The following is a 19,603-nucleotide window of genomic DNA, read 5'->3' as shown; positions in this document are numbered from 1 at the left end:
TGAAAATAAATTAACAGGCCAGATTAGTATTCATTAAAAGTGATGGTGGCTATATAGAAACCATCAGAATCCAAGGTTGTTTTTCATCCATGTTAATTCACCCTGGGTTGAGTCACGATTGAGGATCGCGTTCCTGTGCGGGTACCTTCCGAAAGTTTCAATTATTTCACTGTGTTTCAGTTCATATTCATAGAAGCCTGCTAAAGGGATCCTCTTATATAATTCTTTAGCTTTTTCATGAATAACCAGTGATTCCGAATGCATCCATGGCAACAACGATATAGCTTTTTCCTCACTGTTCAGATCATCCCATATGTTTGATGAAACAAGTTCCTGAGAAAGAATCAGCGCCATTCCATCCTGACTGTATGCTTTGCCTGAACCCCGATTCAGATTTCGAGAAAACTGATCCAGTATAATTATTTCTGCCAGCCTGCCTCCGGCATTTCTCCGCCATGAAAATAACTCTCCATGACAGGCAGATATCCAGATAGGATAAAACCGCTTTCTTATTAGCAGATCAAAATAATCATTTTTTTTGAACCAGAGGTGTTTATTTTCGGAAAAAAACCAGAAGTCCAGGATGTCCCGATATTCAGGCAATCTATTTGTAGCCATCAGAAATGCCTCTATAGGATGATGAATTATCCCCGACTACTGGCAGCAGAAGGGGATATGTATTATCCCTGCAATGCAGGCATTACAACTTCCTGAACAATTTTCATACCTTCAGGTGATGCCCAGGTACCAACAAGTTCAGCGATAACCTGATTGGTGCTGGTTAGCGTTACTCCATTTTTTTCCATCCGGCGCAGAGCAATATCATCAGCGAATTTTGTCGGCGAAGCTCCGGCATCGGCTACAACCTGAACCTCGTAGTCATCACCGGCCAGACTCAGTGCCGGATAAACGGTGCATACATCATTAGTAACACCAGCGAGGATTAATTTTTTACGGCCCAGTGATTTCACTGCCTGTGAGAAATTTTCATCATCCATCGCGTTGACGATGCCGGCACGCTTAATGCGTGCCGCGAATTCGTCAGGCAGAACAGAGGCCAGCTCACTGAATAATGGCCCCTGATCATATTCCTCCATGCTGGAGGTCAGAACAACAGGGATATTCAGAATTTTGGCTGTTTTAGCAAGCATTAATGCATTACGTTTCAGCTCCTCAAAAGGCAAAGATTTCGCCCATCCCATAGTACCGACCTGATGATCGATAAGTAAAAGAGCACAGTCTTCTGCAGTAAAACGGTTCCAGGACATCATCGACTCCTCTTGAGTTCTATGAAAGCGGAGGACCAGAGAAAAACATAAATTTTGTTTTTTCTTCAGTTGCCTCAGCAAAGAGAGTTACTGGTTTATCCTGTGATGAATAAACCGGCACCCTTAAATCATTGTGGTTAAATTTTAACCCGTCAATATTTACTTCTCCGTAGACAGGGAGAATGAAAGCACAGTGGTCAGCGGATAGGGGAAGCTCAATAACCGCATTCTTCTCCAGTGAGATATACAGTATCGTGATCTCTTCAGGAGGTAACAGCGGGGATTTGATCCCCTGAAAATCACCTGCCGGGATACGTACACTGTATTTATCTGTGCGCACCACCGGGATCTCAGAAGCTTCCAGGGGCAGAGCCTCTGGTGGCATACTCTGCTTGCCGGCCGAAAGCCCGACAAAAATCTGTAAAGAATGTACCGTTTTGTTACTTTCAGCAGGAACTTCCTCATGGATAATTCCCCGGCCAGCGGTGGTCCAGTGCATTCCTCCCGGCGCGATAAAATTACTGGTACCGATATTATCCCGGTTATTTATACCCGTTTCCGAATCCAGAAATACATAAGATACTGCAGACAGGCCCGCATGGTGATGAGGCGGGAATACAGGCCCGCTCATCCATGCATGATCAACTCCGATCACAGGGCCCTGAATATTTTCCGGCATACGTAAAGAAGTTGCGCGAAAATTATCCCCATGTCGCATTCTCCGAAGAGAGACAATATCCGGTGTCATAACCCTTCCTCCGATCAGCCTATTACCGGGTAATCGGTATAGAATTTATCCGTACCCCCGAAAAAACCTTCCCGATAAGCTTCGTTCATGCGGGCACCCGTTTGCAGTCTCTCAACAAAGTCAGGGTTAGCCAGTACCATTGTGCCGTAAGACTCCAGATCAGCCAGTCCCGACTCAACATCCTGGCCAGCCTGTTCACGTGGCCGCCCCGGACGGTTAAGAATCAGGTCACTTTTCCAAATGGTCCGCATATCTTTCAATAAGTTTTCATTACTCATATGCATAATATGCAAATATGCGAGCTTTAGTTTGTTCAGTTCGGTACTCAGATAACGATACAACTCCTCGCTTTGTGTTCCTTCATCAATACCCCACATATTCATTCCCGGGGATAAACGAATACCAGTCCGGTCTGCACCAATTTCTTCGGCGACTGCTTTAGCGACTTCAATTGCGAAACGCGCCCGGTTTTCAACAGAACCGCCATATTCATCAGTACGGACATTCGCACTCGGTGCAAGAAACTGATGAATGAGGTAAGCATTTGCACCATGAATTTCAACGCCATCGGCTCCCGCTTCTACAGCACGACGTGCCGCAAAGCGGAAATCCTGTATCGTCTGATGCACTTCATCAGTACTGAGCGCACGTGGTACGGGAATATCCTGCATACCTGTTGCAGTAAACATCTGAGAACCAGGTGCAATTGCAGACGGTCCGACTCCCCGCCGGTGATGGGGGGTGTTGTCTGGGTGGGACATTCTGCCTGCATGCATAAGCTGAATGAATAATTTGCTGCCTTTTTGATGCACAGCGTCAGCAATTTTTTTCCAGCCAGCAACATGTGCATCAGTATAAATTCCCGGAGTCATCAGGTATCCCTATCCGTCTTCGGACGGCTGAGTGCCTTCGGCGATAATCAGGCCAATGCTCGCACGCTGTGCATAATATAATGCGGCAAGCTCGCCAGGAGTTCCGTCAGCATTAGCCCGTGAACGGGTCATCGGTGCCATAACCAGGCGATTTTTGAGTGTGTAACGGCCCAAATTAACCGGAGTAAACAGTTTGCTCATAAGGATCACCTCAGTACTAAAATGATTGTTCCAAAATTATGGAGTAATCATGCTCTGATCTTGTCAGGGGATAAAGAGGGTGTTTTGGATTAGATTGTTCCATTTTTGGATCAATCAGTGACGGGTAAACAGCAGAAAGATGGCCGGAAATTAACCACGCCTGCCAGCAGCGGGAGTTCCGGTACAGTTTTTTATTGCCGGAAAACTTACATCACTCTGCTGACACTGCGGGGGTGTTGAAAAACAGTATCACCTGATACTCTGTTGATTTTTATTATTTTTCTATTTTCTCAGGTTAGTGAATAGATGACATTGGTGGTCTCCGGTGACTGCATAAAAAAACCGACAGCGACACTCCATAACTGCCAGCGTACCGATACAGGGTGTGGCGGGGTATCGGCGTGGGCTGTTTTATTCATTCGCCTGTTTCCTGTGACAGCGCCTGGCGTTTTCTGAGTTTATCCATCATCAGGAACACCACCGGGGTGGTATAGAGGGTGAGTAACTGACTGATAATCAGCCCCCCGGCGATAGCAATCCCCAGCGGTTGCCGTAATTCTGCCCCATCTCCGTAACTGAGTGCCAGAGGCAATGCACCAAACAGTGCCGCCAGGGTGGTCATCAGTATTGGCCGGAACCTGAGCAGGCAGGCCTGAGAAATGGCTTCACGCGGTGATAATTTTCCCTCACGCTCGGCCACCAGGGCGAAGTCAACCAGCATAATGGCATTCTTTTTAACAATCCCAATCAGCAGTAAAATGCCGAGCATGGCTATCAGGCTGAAAGGCGTATCAAACAGCCGCAATGCGATTAATGCCCCGACCCCGGCAGGGGGCAGAGTCGAGAGGATGGTTATCGGATGGATATAACTCTCGTAGAGCATGCCCAGTACAATATAGACGGCGGCAATAGCGCCGACAATTAACCAGATCTGGCTGGACTGGGAGTCACGGAACAGTTTTGCATTACCGGCAAACTCACCGCGCAGGGCAGGGGGCACCCCCAGCCTGACCATTGTCGCTTCGATAGCGTCTGAAGCCTGTGATAAGGCGACGCCATCGGCGAGATTAAACGACAGGGTTGAAGCGGCGGATAATCCCTGATGATTTACCGTTACAGGCGTGTTGGCGGGTTCCCAGCGGGCAATCCGCGACAGGGGCACAGGTTTTCCGTCACTGTTGATCAGGTACATTTGTGATAAAGCCGATGCATCCCGGGTATAGCGCGGGTCAGCTTCCAGCACCACTTTATATTGATTCAGCGGCCGGTAGATTGTTGATACCTGACGCTGGCCGAATGCGTTATTAAGTAATGCATTGGCACTGGCGACGCTGATGCCTGATGCAGCCATCGCGGACCGATCGTAGACCAGCCGTAGCTCGCCGCCATTATCTTCCTGGTCGGAGCTGACATCCGTCAGCTGTGGTAACTGACGGAAGGCCTTCAGGATCACCGGTTCCCACTGTCTTAATGCCGACAAATCATCAGATAACAGACTGTATTGATAGGTGGCATTCGAGGCCCGGCCACCGGTGCGAATATCCTGAACCGGAGTCAGGTAAAGTCTGGCTCCCGGCTCGTTTGCCAGTACTTTACGTAACCGGTCAATTACCTGGCGTGCACTGACATTACGTTCAGACAGTGGTTTCAGGGCGATATACATGGAACCGCTATTGGTACGCATCCCCCCGGTGAAACCGGTTACGTTATCTACTGCCGGATCAGCACGGACAATCCGCATAAAATCAGCAAGTTTACCGCTCATGGCCTGGAACGAAATACTCTGGTCAGCCACAATACTGCCGGAAATTCGTCCCGTATCCTGTTCCGGTAAAAATGTTTTCGGGATACTGATAAACAGCACAATATTCAGGCCGAAGGTGGCCAGTAACAGCCCCAGAGTCAGCTTCTGATGCTGTAATACCCAAACCAGAGAACGGCCATATCCGGCCTGTAACCGGTCAATAATGCGCCGGAACAGACTGATGCGTTGCTGCTGCGGTCCGCTGTTGCTTAACAGACGGGCACACATCATCGGCGTCAGAGTCAGAGATATAAATAACGAAATCAGAATAGCGACGGACAGGGTAATCGCAAACTCTGAGAAAAAACGACCTACCAGCCCGCCCAGCAGCATCAGGGGCAGAAAAACTGCCACCAGTGACAGACTCATGGCGACCACCGTGAATCCGACCTCCTGCAGACCAAGCAGCGCGGCTTTAAAGGGTTTCATGCCGGATTCTACATGCCGTGCAATATTTTCCAGTACCACAATCGCGTCATCGACCACAAATCCGGTAGCAATGGTCAGGGCCATCAGGGACAGGTTATTCAGGCTGAAACCAAACAGATACATGGCGGAAAAACTGCCGATCAGCGATACAGGTACCACAACGGCAGGGATCAGGGTGGCTTTGGCCGAACCGAGGAACAGAAATACCACCATAATGACCAGTGCTACTGCGACTGTCAGTGAAAATTCGACTTCGTTCAGAGACGCTCTGATGGTGGGAGAACGGTCCTGTGCCACACTGAGCTGGATCCCCGCCGGAATTTCCTGACTCAGGCGCGGCAATTGCTCACGGATCCGATCGACGGTGGATATTACGTTAGCGTCGGCCGTTTTTCTGACCATCATCAGTATTGCCGGTTTACCGTCACTCATTCCCATATTACGGCTATCTTCCACCCCATCGGTCACTGTTGCGATATCACCGAGGCGTACAACGCCGCCATTTTTATAATGGATAATCAGCGGGCGGTATTGTGCTGCATTATCCAGCATATCGTTAGTCGCCAGTTGCCAGCGTTGCTGAGTGTCATCAATTGCCCCCTGCGGCCGTAACTGGTTAGCGTTGCTGATGGTGGTTCGTAACTGGTCGAGGGAAATCCCGAGGTTAAATAATTGCTGCGGGTCAACATCAACCCTTACCGCAGGCAGTGAAGCACCCCCGATAGTGACATCTCCGACGCCTTCTATCTGCGATACAGACTGTGACAGACGGGTGGTGGCAAAATCATACAACTGGCCCGGAGAGTAACTCCCGGAGGTCAGTGTCAGGATCATTACCGGGGCATCGGAGGGGTTAACCTTGTGGTAGGTCGGACGCGATGGCATACCGCTGGGGAGCAGACTCTGGGCAGCATTCAGTGCCGCCTGAACATCACGGGCTGCACCGTTGATATCCCGGTCCAGATCAAACACCATAATGATACGGGTATTACCCAGAGAGCTATAAGAGGTCATTTCACTGACCCCGGAAATCCGGCCCAGAGAACGTTCCAGCGGTGTGGCGACCGAGGCAGCCATGGTTTCTGCAGAAGCCCCCGGCATACTGGCGGCGACCACTACCGCCGGGAAATCTACCTGCGGCAAGGCTGCAACCGGCAGTAAACGAAACCCCAGCAATCCGGCCAGCAGAATAGCCACCGAGAGTAACAGGGTGGCTACCGGCCGACAGATAAACAACGCCAGAAACTTCACGATATTGACTCCGGAGCTGCCCGGCGATGACGCTTCAGTTTATGGCTAAGGCGGTCGAACATCAGATAGATAACCGGCGTGGTAAACAGGGTCAGGATCTGGCTGAGGATTAATCCGCCGACCATGGTTATCCCCAGCGGCCGGCGTAATTCGGCACCGACACCGACACTGAGCATCAGGGGCAGGGCACCGAGCAGTGCCGCCATTGTGGTCATCAGTATTGGCCGGAAGCGCAGCAGGCAGGCCTGGTAAATGGCGTCATGTGCCGTTAACCCCTGATTGCGCTCGGCAGACAGCGCGAAATCGATCATCATGATGGCGTTTTTTTTCACAATTCCGATCAGCAGAATAATGCCGATAATGGCAATAATATCCAGTTCATGCCCTGATATCAGCAGCGCTAACAGTGCTCCGACCCCGGCGGTAGGCAGTGTCGATAAAATAGTGATCGGGTGAATAAAGCTTTCGTAAAGGATCCCCAGCACAATATACATAGCAACGATAGCGGCAATCACCAGCCAGACTGTGCCTGACAGTGCGGCACGGAAGGCAAGGGTACTGCCCTGGAAATGTGTCAGCATATCAGAAGGCAGGTTTAACTGACTTTCGATACGGGTGACGGTATCCACGGCTTCACCCAGCGAATAACCATCGGCAACATCAAAAGAAAACGTTGCGGCCGGGAACTGATCAAGATGGTTTATTGCCAGTAAGCTGTGGCGCTGTTCGATGTTTGCTATGGACGTCAGGGGGATAGTCCCGCCGTCAGCATTGGTCAGCCGGATATTTTGTAGTGCCTGTAAGCCCGGTGTGGTGTCGGTCTGTTGGGACAGTACTACCCGGTACTGGTTTGACTGGGTATAGATCGTCGAAACCAGCCGCTGACCAAAAGCATCATAGAGTGCGTTATCAATATCGGCCATGGTAATCCCCAGTCGGCTGGCATTGTCACGGTCGACACGGATAAAGGCCTGATTCCCCTGGTCCTGCCAGTTGCTGCTGACATCGCGCAGCTGCGGGGCATTTTGTAATTCCGCCAGCAGACGGGGTATCCAGACGGAAAGATCATTCTGAGAAGGGGATTGCAGAGTGAACTGATAAGGTGTGCGGCTGGCCTCTGTGTCGATAGTCAGATCCTGGACTGCCTGCATCCACAGGCTGATCCCCGGGACCCGGCTGACCTCACGCTGTAACCGTTGCTCAATGGCCGGGATACGTTGCTGGCGTTCAGAAAGTGGTTTCAGTGTAATCTGCAACCGTGCATTGTTAAGTGAGGGGTTATTGCCGTCAACACCGACAAAAGCACTGACATTTTCGACGTCAGGATCCTGCCGGATAATACCGGCAACCTCACGGGTACGTTGTGCCATGCTGGTCCATGAGACATTCTGCGGCCCCTGCAGGCTGGCCTGTATCAATCCGTTATCTTGCTGCGGGAAAAAGCCTTTAGGGATCAGGATCCACAACAGTACCGTGAATAAGAGTGTGCTGATCGCGACACTCAGGGTCAGCCACTGGTGTTGCAGAACCCGGGTTAACAACTGGCCATAGCCGGAAATCACCCGCACAAACAGTGTTTCACAGGCCAGTGAAAAGCGGTTTTGCTGGTGAAGCGTACCGTTTTTCAGCATCCTTGCACACATCATCGGAGTGAGGGTCAGTGAAACCAGTCCGGAGATCAGTATAGAGACGGCAAGGGTGACGGCAAATTCACGGAATAACCGGCCGACGACATCCCCCATAAACAGCAGTGGGATCAGAACGGCAATCAGGGATATGGTCAGTGAAATAATGGTAAAGCCGATTTCCCCTGCCCCGCGCAATGCCGCCTGCAACGGCGGAACCCCTTTTTCGATATAACGTGAAATATTTTCGATCACTACAATAGCATCATCGACCACAAATCCGGTGGCGATAGTCAGTGCCATCAGGGTGAGATTATTGACAGAAAATCCCAGCAGGTACATGGCAGCAAAAGTACCAATCAGGGAAATAGGCACTGCTACCGCAGGGATGATGGTGGCCGGTATATTGCGTAAAAACAGATAAATAATCATGACCACTAAAGCGATGGCCAGCAGTAATTCAAACTGCGTGTCACTGACAGATGCACGGATATTCCGGGTACGATCACTGACAAGCTGCAAATCCACGGATGCCGGCAGGGTACTCTTCAATGACGGTAACAGGGACCGGATATTATCCGCCGTTTCGATAATATTGGCTCCGGGCTGACGCAGTACATTCAGAATAATCGCTCCCTGGCCATTACTCCATGCGCCCAGCCACTGGTTTTCAGCACCTTCAGTAACCGAAGCCACATCGCCGAGTCTGACAGGGGCATTATTCCGGTAACTGATAATCAGGCGACGGTAGTCTTCGGCTGACTGTAGCTGGTCATTAGCCGACAGGGTAATGGCCCGTTCCGGACCATCAAGGCTGCCTTTAGGGGTATTCACATTGCTTTCACTGATAGCACTGCGCACATTTTCGCTGGTTAACCCGAGAGCTGCCAGCGCAGGAGAATTCAGGGCGACCCGTACCGACGGGCGCTGTCCGCCAGCCAGGGTGACCAGTCCGACACCGCCGACCTGGGAAATCTTCTGGGCAATCCGTGTTTCCACCAGGTCCTGTACACGGGTCAGGGGCAGGCTGGACGTCGTGACTGCCAGGGTCATTATCGGCGGGTCAGCCGGATTTACCTTGTTGTAGACGGGGGGGTTGGGCAGATCTGCCGGCAGATAACTCATCGCTGAATTAATGGCTGCCTGCACTTCCTGTTCCGCAATATCCAGCGGCAAGGAGAGCTGAAACTGCAGGGTGATTACCGAGGCACCGCCTGAACTGCCGGAGGTCATCTGTTTCAGACCGGACATCTGGCCAAACTGGCGCTCAAGGGGGGCCGTTACTGCCGACGTCATGACTTCCGGGCTGGCCCCCGGGTAAAGGGTTACTACCTGGATGGTCGGGTAGTCGACTTCCGGCAGTGCCGATACCGGCAAAAACCGGTAACCCAGTATACCGGCCAGTACAATGGCGACCATCAGTAAGGTGGTGGCAACCGGGCGCAGGATAAACTGGCGAGACGGTCCTCCTGCCGGGGTTTCTGCTGGCTGGTTCATGGGGCCGTGACCTGTGTGGTGTTGTCAGATGCGGGCAGTTGCTGTACTCCCTGAACAATATCCACCACTGAGCCTTCATTCAGGCGATCAATACCATCAGTGACGACTTTGTCTCCGGCACTCAGTCCGGCGGTAATGACCGCCTGCATATCCTGCTGTGGTCCGGTGGTGACCTCTTTCCTGCTGACCGTATTTTGCGGACTGACAACCCAGACAAAAGGACCGTCGGTGTTCATCTGTAATGCCGCGACCGGGATCACCAGTGCATCTTTCAGGGTATTGACCTGCAGACGGATATTCACAAACTGGTTCGGGAACAAGCGGTTATCCTGGTTTGCGAAGCGTGCTTTGATTTTCAGGGTACCGGTTGTGCTGTCAATCTGGTTATCCAGGCTAAGTAATTGCCCTTCTGACAGTTGCCGGCTGTCGGTACGATCGCGGGCTTCGACCCGTAAAGGTGTCCCCTCACTGCGGGCGCTGACTATCTGGTCAATCATACCTTCCGGTACCGTAAAGATGACATCCGCAGGTTGTGTTTGGGTGATCACTACAATACCGCCGGTGTCGCTGGCAGTAATATAGTTACCCGCATCAACCTGTTTCAGACCCACGGTGCCGCTGATCGGGGCAGTCACCTGGCTATAGGTCAGATTCAGTTGCGCATTATCCACCGCCGCCTGGTCGCTTTTTACGCTGCCTTCGTTTTCGCGGACTACTGCCTGCTGGTTATCAAGATCCTGCTGTGAAACCAGCCGGGTGGCTGCCAGTTTCTGGTAGCGGCGCAGATCATTACGGGCATTACTTAACGTAGCCTGATCTTTTGCCAGTTGTCCCTGAGCCTGTAACAGTGCGACCCGGAAAGGCCGGGGATCAATGTCGGCCAGTAACTGACCGGCGGTAACAGTATCTCCTTCCTTAAAATGCAGAGACATCAGTTGCCCGTCAACACGGCTGCGTACAGTCACGGTGGAGGATGCATTGACGGTGCCGAGGGCAGAGATAAACAGGGGAACAGTCTCCCTGCGTGCTACCGCGACCTGAACAGGAATGGCGGATGACTGCCGGTCACGGGCCTGCTGAGTGCTGTAGACGCTTTTCCCATGCCAGGAATGAATGCCGGCTAAAATTAACGCTATGATAATCAGTAAAAAAAGAACGACGGTAGCCATCCGATATTTTGCTCTCATACTGTTTTATGCTCTCCTGCATAATCAATTCCGGCGTAAATCTGCTCTAAGACTGGCTCAGTATAACCGTAAATTTCGGCAGAAAGTTGGAGGAAATAAGGATATCTGGCAGCGGAATACAGGGAATGATGACGGGAGAAGGGGAACTGAAAGCAAAAAAACGCCCCGTAACGGGGCGCCGGTAACTCAATGCAGAGTTAACCAAACAGCGTACTGGCCCAGCGAGCCAGACCAAGGGTGACGGAGCCGAAATCATCACCACTGGTGACCGGGGTTTCAGGCAGAACCCGGGCGATAGCCTCGCGCAACAGAGGAGAGCGGGCACTGCCGCCGGTCAGATAGACCACATCCGGCAGCGTATCTGACCCGGCCATAACGCCGGTAATTTGCTGGATCATTTTGTCCAGCGGCTGGCGTATTGCTTCATTGAGCTGCCGGGTATCCAGGGATGTTTCGAGACCGGCATCGATATAACTGAGGGGAACAGCAGTGTGACTGCTTTCTGATAAGCGGATTTTACTTTCTTCGGCACTGCGTACCAGCTGGTAACTCTGTTTCTGTTTCCATACCGTGAATAAGCGCTGTACCAGTTCGCTGTGCTGTGCGTCTTTAACCATCTGCCGGAGTTGTGCTCCGCATTCAGTGGAATAAAACTGACTCTGAGCATTCACATCATTAATGGCGACAGCATTCCACCATGGCAGTGTCGGTAAGCCGGTACCTGTACGGCTGTTACCGCCCTGACCAAGTAACGGCATCAGGGTTTTAAAAGCCAGCATAATATCCAGGTCATTTCCGCCGACACGGCAGCCACTGTGGCCGAGCAGGCTGGCGGTACGGTCAGCTTTATTCCGCCATTCCGGGCCCATCAGCAGCAATGAACAGTCGGTGGTACCGCCGCCAATATCGACAACCAGCACCCGGGTTTCACGACTCAGGGTGGCTTCAAACTCCAGCCCTGCAGCCACAGGTTCATACTGAAATTCTACTTCACGGAATCCGGCACGTTGTGCCGCCCGTAACAGGATATTCTGCGCCTGACGGTTAGCGTCTTCGCCGCCGATCCCCTGGAAATTGACCGGCCGGCCTATCACTGTATGGGTGACGGGGGTTTCGGTCTGTAATTCTGCCTGCTGGCGAATATGTAGCATCATGGCACAGACCAGATCTTCGAAAAAAGCGATCTGTTGTGGTTTCAGACCGGAAGCCCCGAGGAAGGACTTTGGTGATTTTACGAACCAGGTATCTTCAGGGTCAGCAATATAGTTTTCCAGCGCTTGCAGGCCGAAACTGACATTCTGCGGTGTGACACGGATATCTTCTTCACGGTTGAGACGCAATGCATATTGCAGCAGTGCTTTATTCTCTGCAGCAGGAAAGTCGATATTGTGGCAGCGATACAGCCACTCACTGGGGACGGTGCGCAGCGGCGCAGATATCATTGACGGCAGCAGCGGTGACGTATTCTCCAGCAGTAATTGCCGGAATATCCCCGCCTGTTCAGTTGCGACAGAACAGTTCGCCGTACCGTAATCAAAACCAATAAACATGGCTTTCGCCCCCTGATCAATAAAAAAAAGGGGCGACTTTACCCTGTTAACGGCCGTGCGTAAATGGCTGAAATTAATTTGTTGTGCCTGAGTGCAGCAGCTCAGCCCGGGTGAAGGGTTTTTCGATACCTGCCAGCCGTGCTGATAGCTTTGCCAGGAATTGCTGAGTAGTTGCGGGTTGTCCCTGCAATAAAATAACCGCCGGCAGGCAGGCAAAAAGTGCCAGCTGGGTTAGCGGAATAGCTTTCAGCGCCGTATGTCGCTGAACAAACAAAAACAGCGAACTCAGACTCAGGCCAAGTATGGCGCCGGTAATGACTTCGCTGGGAGAATGGGCATGTAATTGCAGCCGGGAAAAGCCAATAGCCAGCGGCAGCAGGTACCCTGCAATAATTAAGCAGCGGCGGCGCACTAACGGCCATTGGGCCGATATCAGCCACATAAAGACCGGCCAGAAGGTGGAGGACATAGTGGTATGGCCACTGAAACCGGTAAAATTATAGGTTTTACTGCCGAGAAAAAAGCCCATAAACATTACCTTAGAGATACTGACAATCATACCGGCACTGCCAAAAGTGACCAGCCAGCCGAAGGCGGTTTGCCAGCGACCGCTTTTCCAGAGCAGAAATATAGCTATTAATACGGCAGTGGGTAGCAGCAACATACTGTCGCCAAAATAAGTTAAATTTTTCCAGTACATATTTTCCCTGGTGAACATAGTATTCAGGTGATAGCCGTAGCTGCGGGCAATAATTAATCAGTATCCGGTGTGGCAGGGGAGTATATAGAATATTACCGGGGCAGCCTATGGGCGTAGTCTGAAGATTACTGATGCTTTTTTCTGGCATCAGTGCGGTGAAATCCCTATAATCGCCGGCGTATACCCTCTCAATTTGCCTGTATGATCTGTAGATTATCAGAAAATACCGGCTTCAGTTTCAGGTCTCAAAAAAGTATGACTGACACGTCCCATCAGTGCGTAATCGTCGGTATTGCCGGAGCTTCAGCCTCAGGTAAGAGTTTGATTGCCAGCACGCTCTATCGTGAAATTCGTGACCAGGTAGGTGACGAACATATCGGTGTGATCCCGGAAGATTGTTATTACCGGGACCAAAGCCACCTCACTATGGAAGAGAGGATTAAAACTAATTATGACCATCCGAATGCGATGGATCATGATTTATTACTGGCGCATTTACAGGCAATGAAAGCAGGTAGTGCGATCGAACTTCCGGTGTATAGCTATTCTGAACACACGCGGATGAAGGAAACGATTAATCTGGAGCCTAAAAAGGTTATTATCCTTGAAGGGATCCTGTTACTGACCGACCCGCGGTTACGCAATGAGTTGAATTTCTCAATCTTTGTCGATACACCGTTAGATATTTGTCTGATGCGCAGAATGAAACGCGATGTCAATGAACGTGGCCGATCAATGGACTCCGTGATGACTCAGTATCAGAAAACGGTTCGTCCGATGTTTTTGCAGTTTATTGAACCCTCCAAACAGTATGCCGATATCATTGTGCCGCGCGGGGGTAAAAACCGCATTGCTATTGATATTCTGAAAGCGAAAATTAATCAGTTTTTTGAATAACGACGACAGGGAGGGGATTTCCCTCCTTTTTTGTCAGCAGCAGGGATTAAAGGAGACATCTGCATGAGATTGTGTGACCGGGATATAGAAAACTGGCTCGACGATGGCAGACTTGATATTTCACCGCGTCCGCCGGTGGAGCGTATCAACGGTGCGACCGTAGATGTCCGGCTGGGTAACCAGTTCCGGACATTCCGCGGGCACACGGCGGCATATATCGATTTAAGTGGTCCGAAAGCTGAAGTCAGCGCGGCACTGGATCGGGTGATGAGTGATGAGATTAACCTGCCGGAGGGGGATGCATTTTTCCTGCATCCGGGTGAGCTGGCTCTGGCTGTTACCCTGGAATCGGTGACCCTGCCGGATGACCTGGTAGGCTGGCTGGACGGACGTTCTTCTCTGGCACGGCTGGGCCTGATGGTTCATGTGACGGCGCACCGTATTGACCCGGGCTGGAAAGGCCGGATTGTGCTGGAGTTCTATAATTCAGGTAAATTGCCATTGGCTTTACGACCGGGTATGTTGATAGGGGCATTAAGTTTCGAACCACTGTCAGGCCCTGCCCAGCGCCCGTATAATCGCAGAGAAGACGCAAAATATCGCGATCAGCAAGGCGCAGTTGCCAGCAGGATAGATAAAGACTAACTATTCACACCGGGGATGGTATGAAAAGATTGATAACCACATTGGCAATATTACTGGTGGTCATTGTCGCAGGAATGACAGCGCTGGTACTGCTGGTAAATCCGAATGATTTTCGCGGGTATATGGCGCAACAGGTCGCTAAACGCAGTGGTTATCAGTTAAAACTCTCCGGTGAATTACGCTGGCATGTATGGCCAAAGCTCAGCATCCTCAGTGACCAGTTATCGTTAACCGCCCCGGGTGCCAGCCAGCCGGCGGTGACAGCAGAAAATATGCGGCTGGATGTTGAGTTATTACCACTGTTATCCCATCAGCTTAAAGTCAGCCAGGTGTTGCTGAAAAATGCGGTGATCCGTGACCTGCCGTCGACTGCAGGTGAACGCCAGCCCGGTTCTCCGGTGGGGCCGGCAGAAGGCCCCACCGGAGAACCGGCAGTGGGACGCGGATGGAGTTTCGATATTGCCCGACTGGATATTGTCGACAGCCTGTTTGTCTGGCAGGACGCCAGCGGCAACCAGATGAATTTTCGTGATCTTAATTTGTCTGTCCGCCAGCAAAAAAATAAACAAGGCCAGTTTGACTTCAGTAGCAGGGTCTCGCGTAATCAGCAGAATCTGCAACTGACAGTGAGCGGTAACCTGGATGCCAGCCAGTATCCGCAACAACTGGGGTTGCAGGTAACAGCGTCCGGCTATCAGATTTCCGGGGTCGACTTACCGGCAAACGGTATCAATGGCCATGCCGTATTTAATGCCATCTGGCGTCCGTCAGGTCAGCAGTTTGCCGTTTCCGGCCTTTCGCTGCAGGCGAACAACAGTGATTTTTCGGGGAATATTGACGGCCAGTTACAACCTGTTCCGCGACTGCGGGCGCGACTGGTATCCGACACTGCGGACTTTGACCAGTTGCTGGCATCTGCCGGCAGCTCAGTCAGTCAGTCATCACCCCATGTCGTCAGGGCACCGGTGATTGCCGATACTGCCAGCCAGCCGTTGCAGCAAACCTGGCTACGTACTGCGAATATGGATATCAGCATCCGTGCCAGTAACGCCATATGGCGAGGGCTGCCATTAGCACATTTACAGTTAGATACCACCGCGAATCAGGGATTAATCAATATTAATACTCTGACCGGGCAGTCAGGGGCGGGGAACTTCTCGCTGCCGGGACAGATTGACTTACGGCCAGCCGAAATGCAGGTCAGCTTCAGCCCCGTATTACGTAATATTGAGTTACAACCGGTACTGGCCTTTTTGCAGTTACCGCAGGCAGTGAAAGGCACCTTAACACTGAACGGACAGTTCAGAGGTAATGGCCTGAGTAATAATGATATTCTTAATCAATGGCAGGGCGAAGCCAGCCTGGGAATCGATCAGCTGGATACGGCACCTTTCAACCTGCCGCAGATGGTCAGTGACGCGGTTACCAGATCCAGTGACAGGGTACAGGCGGGGTCACTGGCCCATTCACCGGTGCCGGAACTTAATGGCCGCATCAGCCTGACCCCGGGAGTACTGAAAATCACTCAGCTGCGGGGAGAAAGTCATGATATGCAACTTAACGGTCAGGGGAATATCAGTTTTTCGGCCCGTTCTATGGATATCACTTTTGCATTGCTGATGAAAAACTGGCAAGGGGATAGCAGGCTGGTACAGTTACTGGCTGACCAACCAATACCCCTGCGTTTCTACGGGCCATGGGATAAACTGCGCTATGCATTACCCATCGGCCAGCTGCTGAATGGTGATATGCGCAATGAGCTGAGAAATCGCCTGAATCGCTGGACAGACCATACGGATCGCACTGCACCTCAAAAATAGTCTGTCCGGATAAGCCTTCCCCCGGGGGGCTGATTATGGCGGGGAAAGGGTAAACCTGAACGGGGCTGGTTTTTCAGAACGTGAATAACATTCGTTTTTGCTGAGAATAACTGTACAGCCAGCAGCATAAGACGCAGTCAGTGACTCAGAAGGTACGCTGTGTCACCGGTACCTGAACGGTATCGCTGTACTGGCTACCATTATCCGGTGAAAACGGCATCCGGGTTACCGGCAGTGCGAACCGGCAGACAATGACGACGGAATGGCTGGTCGCTGAGATGATTTCAGAAGATACTGATGCAGATTAAGCTGCGTTGTCGCACATAATCAGGCATTAATTTTGATTAAGGAATGGATTATTTATGACCAAATTAAAAGCTGTGATTCCGGTTGCCGGATTAGGTATGCATTTATTACCGGCCACAAAAGCTATTCCCAAAGAAATGTTGCCAATAGTTGATAAGCCAATGATTGAGTATATCGTTGATGAATGTGCAACCGCAGGGATTAAAGAAATTATCCTGGTGACCCATGCGTCTAAAAACGCGGTCGAAAACCATTTTGATACGACTTATGAACTTGAAGCCCTGCTGGAACAGCGGGTTAAGCGTCAGTTACTGAAAGAGGTGCAGTCCATTTGTCCGCCGGGTGTGACGATCATGAATGTCCGTCAGCCACAACCTCTGGGGCTGGGGGATGCTATTTTATGTGCTAAACCGATGATCGGCGATAATCCTTTTATCGTGGTATTGCCTGATATTGTGCTGGATGGTTTTACTGCCGATCACCTGCGTTATAACCTGGCGGCAATGATAGAGCGCTTCGAAGAAACAGGCCGCAGCCAGGTACTGAGCAAGCATATGCCGGGCGAAGACCTGTCTGAATACTCCGTCATCACTACCCGCACAGTGCTTGATAACCCCGGAGATGTGAGCGAGATAGAAGAATTTATCGAAAAACCGCCACAGGCTGCTGAGACAGTATCAGACCTGGCAGCGGCAGGGCGTTATGTACTGTCGGCGGCGATCTGGAAAGAGCTGGAGCAGACGGAAGCCGGTGCCTGGGGGCGTATCCAGCTGACAGATGCCATCGCCAGCCTGAGCAAAAAACAACCGGTAGAAGCTTCGTTACTGAGTGGTACGGATTATAACTGTGGGCGCAAACTTGGTTATATGCAGGCTTTTGTCAGTTACGGGCTGCATAACCCTTCACAGGGGCAGGAATTCCGTGAGAGCATACGCCGTATTATCGCAAAATAATTGATTGTTATCTCTTTATAACATTAACAACATGGAGTCAGATATGTCAGTTTTAGTCACGGGTGGTGCAGGTTATATCGGGTCTCATACGGTACTGGCACTGCTGGAACGTGGTGATGACGTTGTGGTACTGGATAATCTTTGTAATGCGTCACAGGAATCTCTGCGCCGTGTGGAAAAACTGGCCGGTAAAGCTGCGACTTTTGTTGAAGGTGATGTCCGCGATCGTCAGTGCCTGCAAAAACTGTTTGCTGACTATCCTGTGACGGAAGTCATTCATTTCGCGGCACTGAAAGCGGTGGGTGAATCCACCCGTATGCCCCTTGAATATTATGACAATAATGTCTCAGGCACAGTGATATTACTGGAAGAGATGCGCAACGCCGGGATCATGAATTTTATTTTCAGTTCTTCAGCGACGGTATACGGTGAGCATGCCCCGGTTCCTTATGTTGAAACCACCCCGATCGGCGGGACGACCAGCCCCTACGGGACATCTAAAGTGATGATCGAACAGGTGTTGCAGGATTTTTCCCGTGCAGAGCCGGCGTTTAATACTATCGCGTTACGTTATTTCAACCCGGTAGGGGCGCACCCGTCAGGTGAAATCGGTGAAGACCCGGCCGGTATCCCGAATAATCTGCTACCTTATATAGCCCAGGTAGCTATCGGTAAGCTGGCGCAGTTAGGTGTCTTCGGTGACGACTACCACACTCCGGACGGTACCTGCCAGCGGGATTATATCCACGTAGTTGACCTGGCGGAAGGGCACCTTAAAGCCCTGGATCACCTGAAACAGAGTACTGGTTACCGTGCTTATAATCTGGGTGCCGGCAAAGGTTATTCGGTGCTGGAAATGATCAAAGCCTTTGAAAAAGCCTGCGGAAAACCGGTGCCTTATACTATCAAACCACGTCGCAGTGGTGATCTGGCGGCTTTCTGGGCGGATCCTTCGCTGGCAGAACGTGAACTGGGCTGGACAGTCAGCCGCGGCCTTGATGAAATGATGCGTGATACCTGGTTGTGGCAGAGTAAAAATCCCAACGGGTATCGCTGATAAGGAATCTGGGATGCCGGTGACAGAGTTGCCGGCATATTAGCACATAAGTTCAGCTTGAATTTTTAACAGTTATATAGTGTACGGGTAGCTGAAAAGCCCGGGGCGGTAGCGTGGAAAAATACAGTCAGTTACCTTCTCAGACTTAAAATCGGATAGAGAAAATGAAGTTTAGTGCTGGTTATTTAATCGATCTTATCTCTGTGCTTACGGAGAAAGAACTGAAGGTCAGGTATAAAAGCAGTTTTCTTGGCTATTTATGGTCTATTGCAAATCCTTTATTATTTGCGCTGATTTATTACTTTATTTTTAAATTGGTAATGAGGGTTCAGATACCGGACTATACAGTTTTTCTGATTACCGGATTATTCCCCTGGCAATGGTTCGCCAGTTCAGTCAGTAATTCGTTATTCTCATTTATTTCTAATGCACAGATCATCAAAAAAACCGTATTCCCCAGGTCAATCATTCCATTTTGTAATGTTTTCATGGAGTTTTTGCATTTTATTTGTACCATACCAGTAATTATTATTTTCCTATTGATATATAATATGACCCCCTCATGGTCATGGTTATGGGGTGTTCCGTTAATCGGAATGGCGCAAATGATATTAACTCTTGGGCTGTCTTTAGCGATAAGTTCATTAAATCTGTTTTTCAGAGACCTTGAGCGTTTTATTCCGCTGGTTATCATGCTGATGTTTTATTGTACGCCAAGGTAATGCTACCAACTTATTGATTAGTGTATGATGGTGTTTTTGAGGTACTTTTGTGGCTTCCATTTCTGTGCGTT

The 19,603-nt window shown here is 50.7% G+C and carries 14 protein-coding genes and 2 pseudogenes; 6 read left to right on the top strand and 10 right to left on the bottom strand.

Features of this window, described 5'->3' with window-relative positions; genetic code table 11:
• Window positions 1–63: 63 nt before the first annotated feature.
• The 10 genes and pseudogenes from JK211_RS02765 to JK211_RS02725 form a co-directional block, all read right to left on the bottom strand.
• Window positions 64–618, bottom strand: a complete 555-nt coding sequence (locus tag JK211_RS02765; RefSeq protein WP_212707150.1) for a DUF924 family protein — start codon at window positions 616–618, stop codon at window positions 64–66.
• A 62-nt stretch (window positions 619–680) separates the two neighbouring features.
• The gene (locus JK211_RS02760; protein WP_249213745.1) at window positions 681–1,271 is read right to left on the bottom strand and encodes an isochorismatase family protein; all 591 of its coding nucleotides are present in this window, start codon (window positions 1,269–1,271) and stop codon (window positions 681–683) included.
• A gap of 16 nt (window positions 1,272–1,287) precedes the next feature.
• The gene (locus JK211_RS02755) at window positions 1,288–2,016 is read right to left on the bottom strand and encodes a pirin family protein (protein ID WP_212707149.1); all 729 of its coding nucleotides are present in this window, start codon (window positions 2,014–2,016) and stop codon (window positions 1,288–1,290) included.
• 14 nt (window positions 2,017–2,030) lie between these two features.
• Window positions 2,031–3,089: pseudogene (locus JK211_RS02750) on the bottom strand (alkene reductase).
• Between the two features lie 290 nt (window positions 3,090–3,379).
• Window positions 3,380–3,508 carry a hypothetical protein gene (locus tag JK211_RS16995; protein WP_256441123.1) on the bottom strand — a complete coding sequence of 43 codons (129 nt, stop codon included), beginning with the start codon at window positions 3,506–3,508 and terminating at the stop codon, window positions 3,380–3,382.
• Window positions 3,505–6,573: a multidrug efflux RND transporter permease subunit MdtC gene (mdtC, locus tag JK211_RS02745; RefSeq protein ID WP_212707148.1), complete on the bottom strand. Its 3,069-nt coding sequence runs from the start codon at window positions 6,571–6,573 to the stop codon at window positions 3,505–3,507. The genes JK211_RS16995 and mdtC overlap by 4 nt, the downstream gene beginning before the upstream one ends.
• Window positions 6,570–9,695: an MdtB/MuxB family multidrug efflux RND transporter permease subunit gene (locus JK211_RS02740; protein ID WP_212707147.1), complete on the bottom strand. Its 3,126-nt coding sequence runs from the start codon at window positions 9,693–9,695 to the stop codon at window positions 6,570–6,572. The genes mdtC and JK211_RS02740 overlap by 4 nt, the downstream gene beginning before the upstream one ends.
• On the bottom strand, window positions 9,692–10,882 hold the full coding sequence (locus JK211_RS02735) for an MdtA/MuxA family multidrug efflux RND transporter periplasmic adaptor subunit (RefSeq protein ID WP_212707146.1): 1,191 nt from the start codon (window positions 10,880–10,882) through the stop codon (window positions 9,692–9,694). The genes JK211_RS02740 and JK211_RS02735 overlap by 4 nt, the downstream gene beginning before the upstream one ends.
• A gap of 197 nt (window positions 10,883–11,079) precedes the next feature.
• Window positions 11,080–12,432: a molecular chaperone gene (gene yegD, locus JK211_RS02730; RefSeq protein ID WP_212707145.1), complete on the bottom strand. Its 1,353-nt coding sequence runs from the start codon at window positions 12,430–12,432 to the stop codon at window positions 11,080–11,082.
• A 73-nt stretch (window positions 12,433–12,505) separates the two neighbouring features.
• Window positions 12,506–13,132, bottom strand: coding sequence for a phosphatase PAP2 family protein (locus tag JK211_RS02725; protein ID WP_212707144.1), 627 nt, complete (start codon window positions 13,130–13,132; stop codon window positions 12,506–12,508).
• Window positions 13,133–13,387: 255 nt separating this feature from the next.
• Between JK211_RS02725 and udk the strand changes: the two genes are divergently transcribed.
• The 6 genes and pseudogenes from udk to JK211_RS02695 all read left to right on the top strand — a co-directional run.
• On the top strand, window positions 13,388–14,029 hold the full coding sequence (gene udk / locus JK211_RS02720) for a uridine kinase (protein WP_212707143.1): 642 nt from the start codon (window positions 13,388–13,390) through the stop codon (window positions 14,027–14,029).
• A gap of 63 nt (window positions 14,030–14,092) precedes the next feature.
• Window positions 14,093–14,674 carry a dCTP deaminase gene (gene dcd / locus JK211_RS02715; RefSeq protein WP_212707142.1) on the top strand — a complete coding sequence of 194 codons (582 nt, stop codon included), beginning with the start codon at window positions 14,093–14,095 and terminating at the stop codon, window positions 14,672–14,674.
• Window positions 14,675–14,694: 20 nt separating this feature from the next.
• Entirely contained in the window at window positions 14,695–16,494 is a 1,800-nt protein-coding gene (gene asmA / locus JK211_RS02710; protein WP_212707141.1) for an outer membrane assembly protein AsmA, read from the top strand.
• Between the two features lie 362 nt (window positions 16,495–16,856).
• A complete protein-coding gene (gene galF / locus JK211_RS02705) occupies window positions 16,857–17,753 on the top strand; it encodes a UTP--glucose-1-phosphate uridylyltransferase GalF (RefSeq protein WP_212707140.1) in 897 nt (298 codons plus the stop codon).
• Between the two features lie 43 nt (window positions 17,754–17,796).
• The gene (gene galE / locus JK211_RS02700; protein ID WP_212707139.1) at window positions 17,797–18,810 is read left to right on the top strand and encodes a UDP-glucose 4-epimerase GalE; all 1,014 of its coding nucleotides are present in this window, start codon (window positions 17,797–17,799) and stop codon (window positions 18,808–18,810) included.
• Between the two features lie 164 nt (window positions 18,811–18,974).
• Window positions 18,975–19,526: pseudogene (locus tag JK211_RS02695) on the top strand (ABC transporter permease); the annotation flags it as partial.
• Between the last annotated feature and the right edge of the window lie 77 nt (window positions 19,527–19,603).

This window comes from Tatumella sp. JGM130 (assembly GCF_018257525.1).
GTDB classification, from domain to species: domain Bacteria; phylum Pseudomonadota; class Gammaproteobacteria; order Enterobacterales; family Enterobacteriaceae; genus Tatumella; species Tatumella punctata.
This window is presented reverse-complemented; position numbering and strand designations above follow the sequence as displayed.

Coding starts and splice junctions, on each gene's coding strand:
- JK211_RS02765 (WP_212707150.1), bottom strand. CDS start 618: ATGGCTACAAATAGATTGCCTGAATATCGGGACATCCTGGACTTCTGG.
- JK211_RS02760 (WP_249213745.1), bottom strand. CDS start 1,271: ATGATGTCCTGGAACCGTTTTACTGCAGAAGACTGTGCTCTTTTACTT.
- JK211_RS02755 (WP_212707149.1), bottom strand. CDS start 2,016: ATGACACCGGATATTGTCTCTCTTCGGAGAATGCGACATGGGGATAAT.
- JK211_RS16995 (WP_256441123.1), bottom strand. CDS start 3,508: ATGAATAAAACAGCCCACGCCGATACCCCGCCACACCCTGTATCGGTA.
- JK211_RS02740 (WP_212707147.1), bottom strand. CDS start 9,695: ATGAACCAGCCAGCAGAAACCCCGGCAGGAGGACCGTCTCGCCAGTTT.
- JK211_RS02735 (WP_212707146.1), bottom strand. CDS start 10,882: ATGAGAGCAAAATATCGGATGGCTACCGTCGTTCTTTTTTTACTGATT.
- yegD (WP_212707145.1), bottom strand. CDS start 12,432: ATGTTTATTGGTTTTGATTACGGTACGGCGAACTGTTCTGTCGCAACT.
- JK211_RS02725 (WP_212707144.1), bottom strand. CDS start 13,132: ATGTACTGGAAAAATTTAACTTATTTTGGCGACAGTATGTTGCTGCTA.
- udk (WP_212707143.1), top strand. CDS start 13,388: ATGACTGACACGTCCCATCAGTGCGTAATCGTCGGTATTGCCGGAGCT.
- dcd (WP_212707142.1), top strand. CDS start 14,093: ATGAGATTGTGTGACCGGGATATAGAAAACTGGCTCGACGATGGCAGA.
- asmA (WP_212707141.1), top strand. CDS start 14,695: ATGAAAAGATTGATAACCACATTGGCAATATTACTGGTGGTCATTGTC.
- galF (WP_212707140.1), top strand. CDS start 16,857: ATGACCAAATTAAAAGCTGTGATTCCGGTTGCCGGATTAGGTATGCAT.
- galE (WP_212707139.1), top strand. CDS start 17,797: ATGTCAGTTTTAGTCACGGGTGGTGCAGGTTATATCGGGTCTCATACG.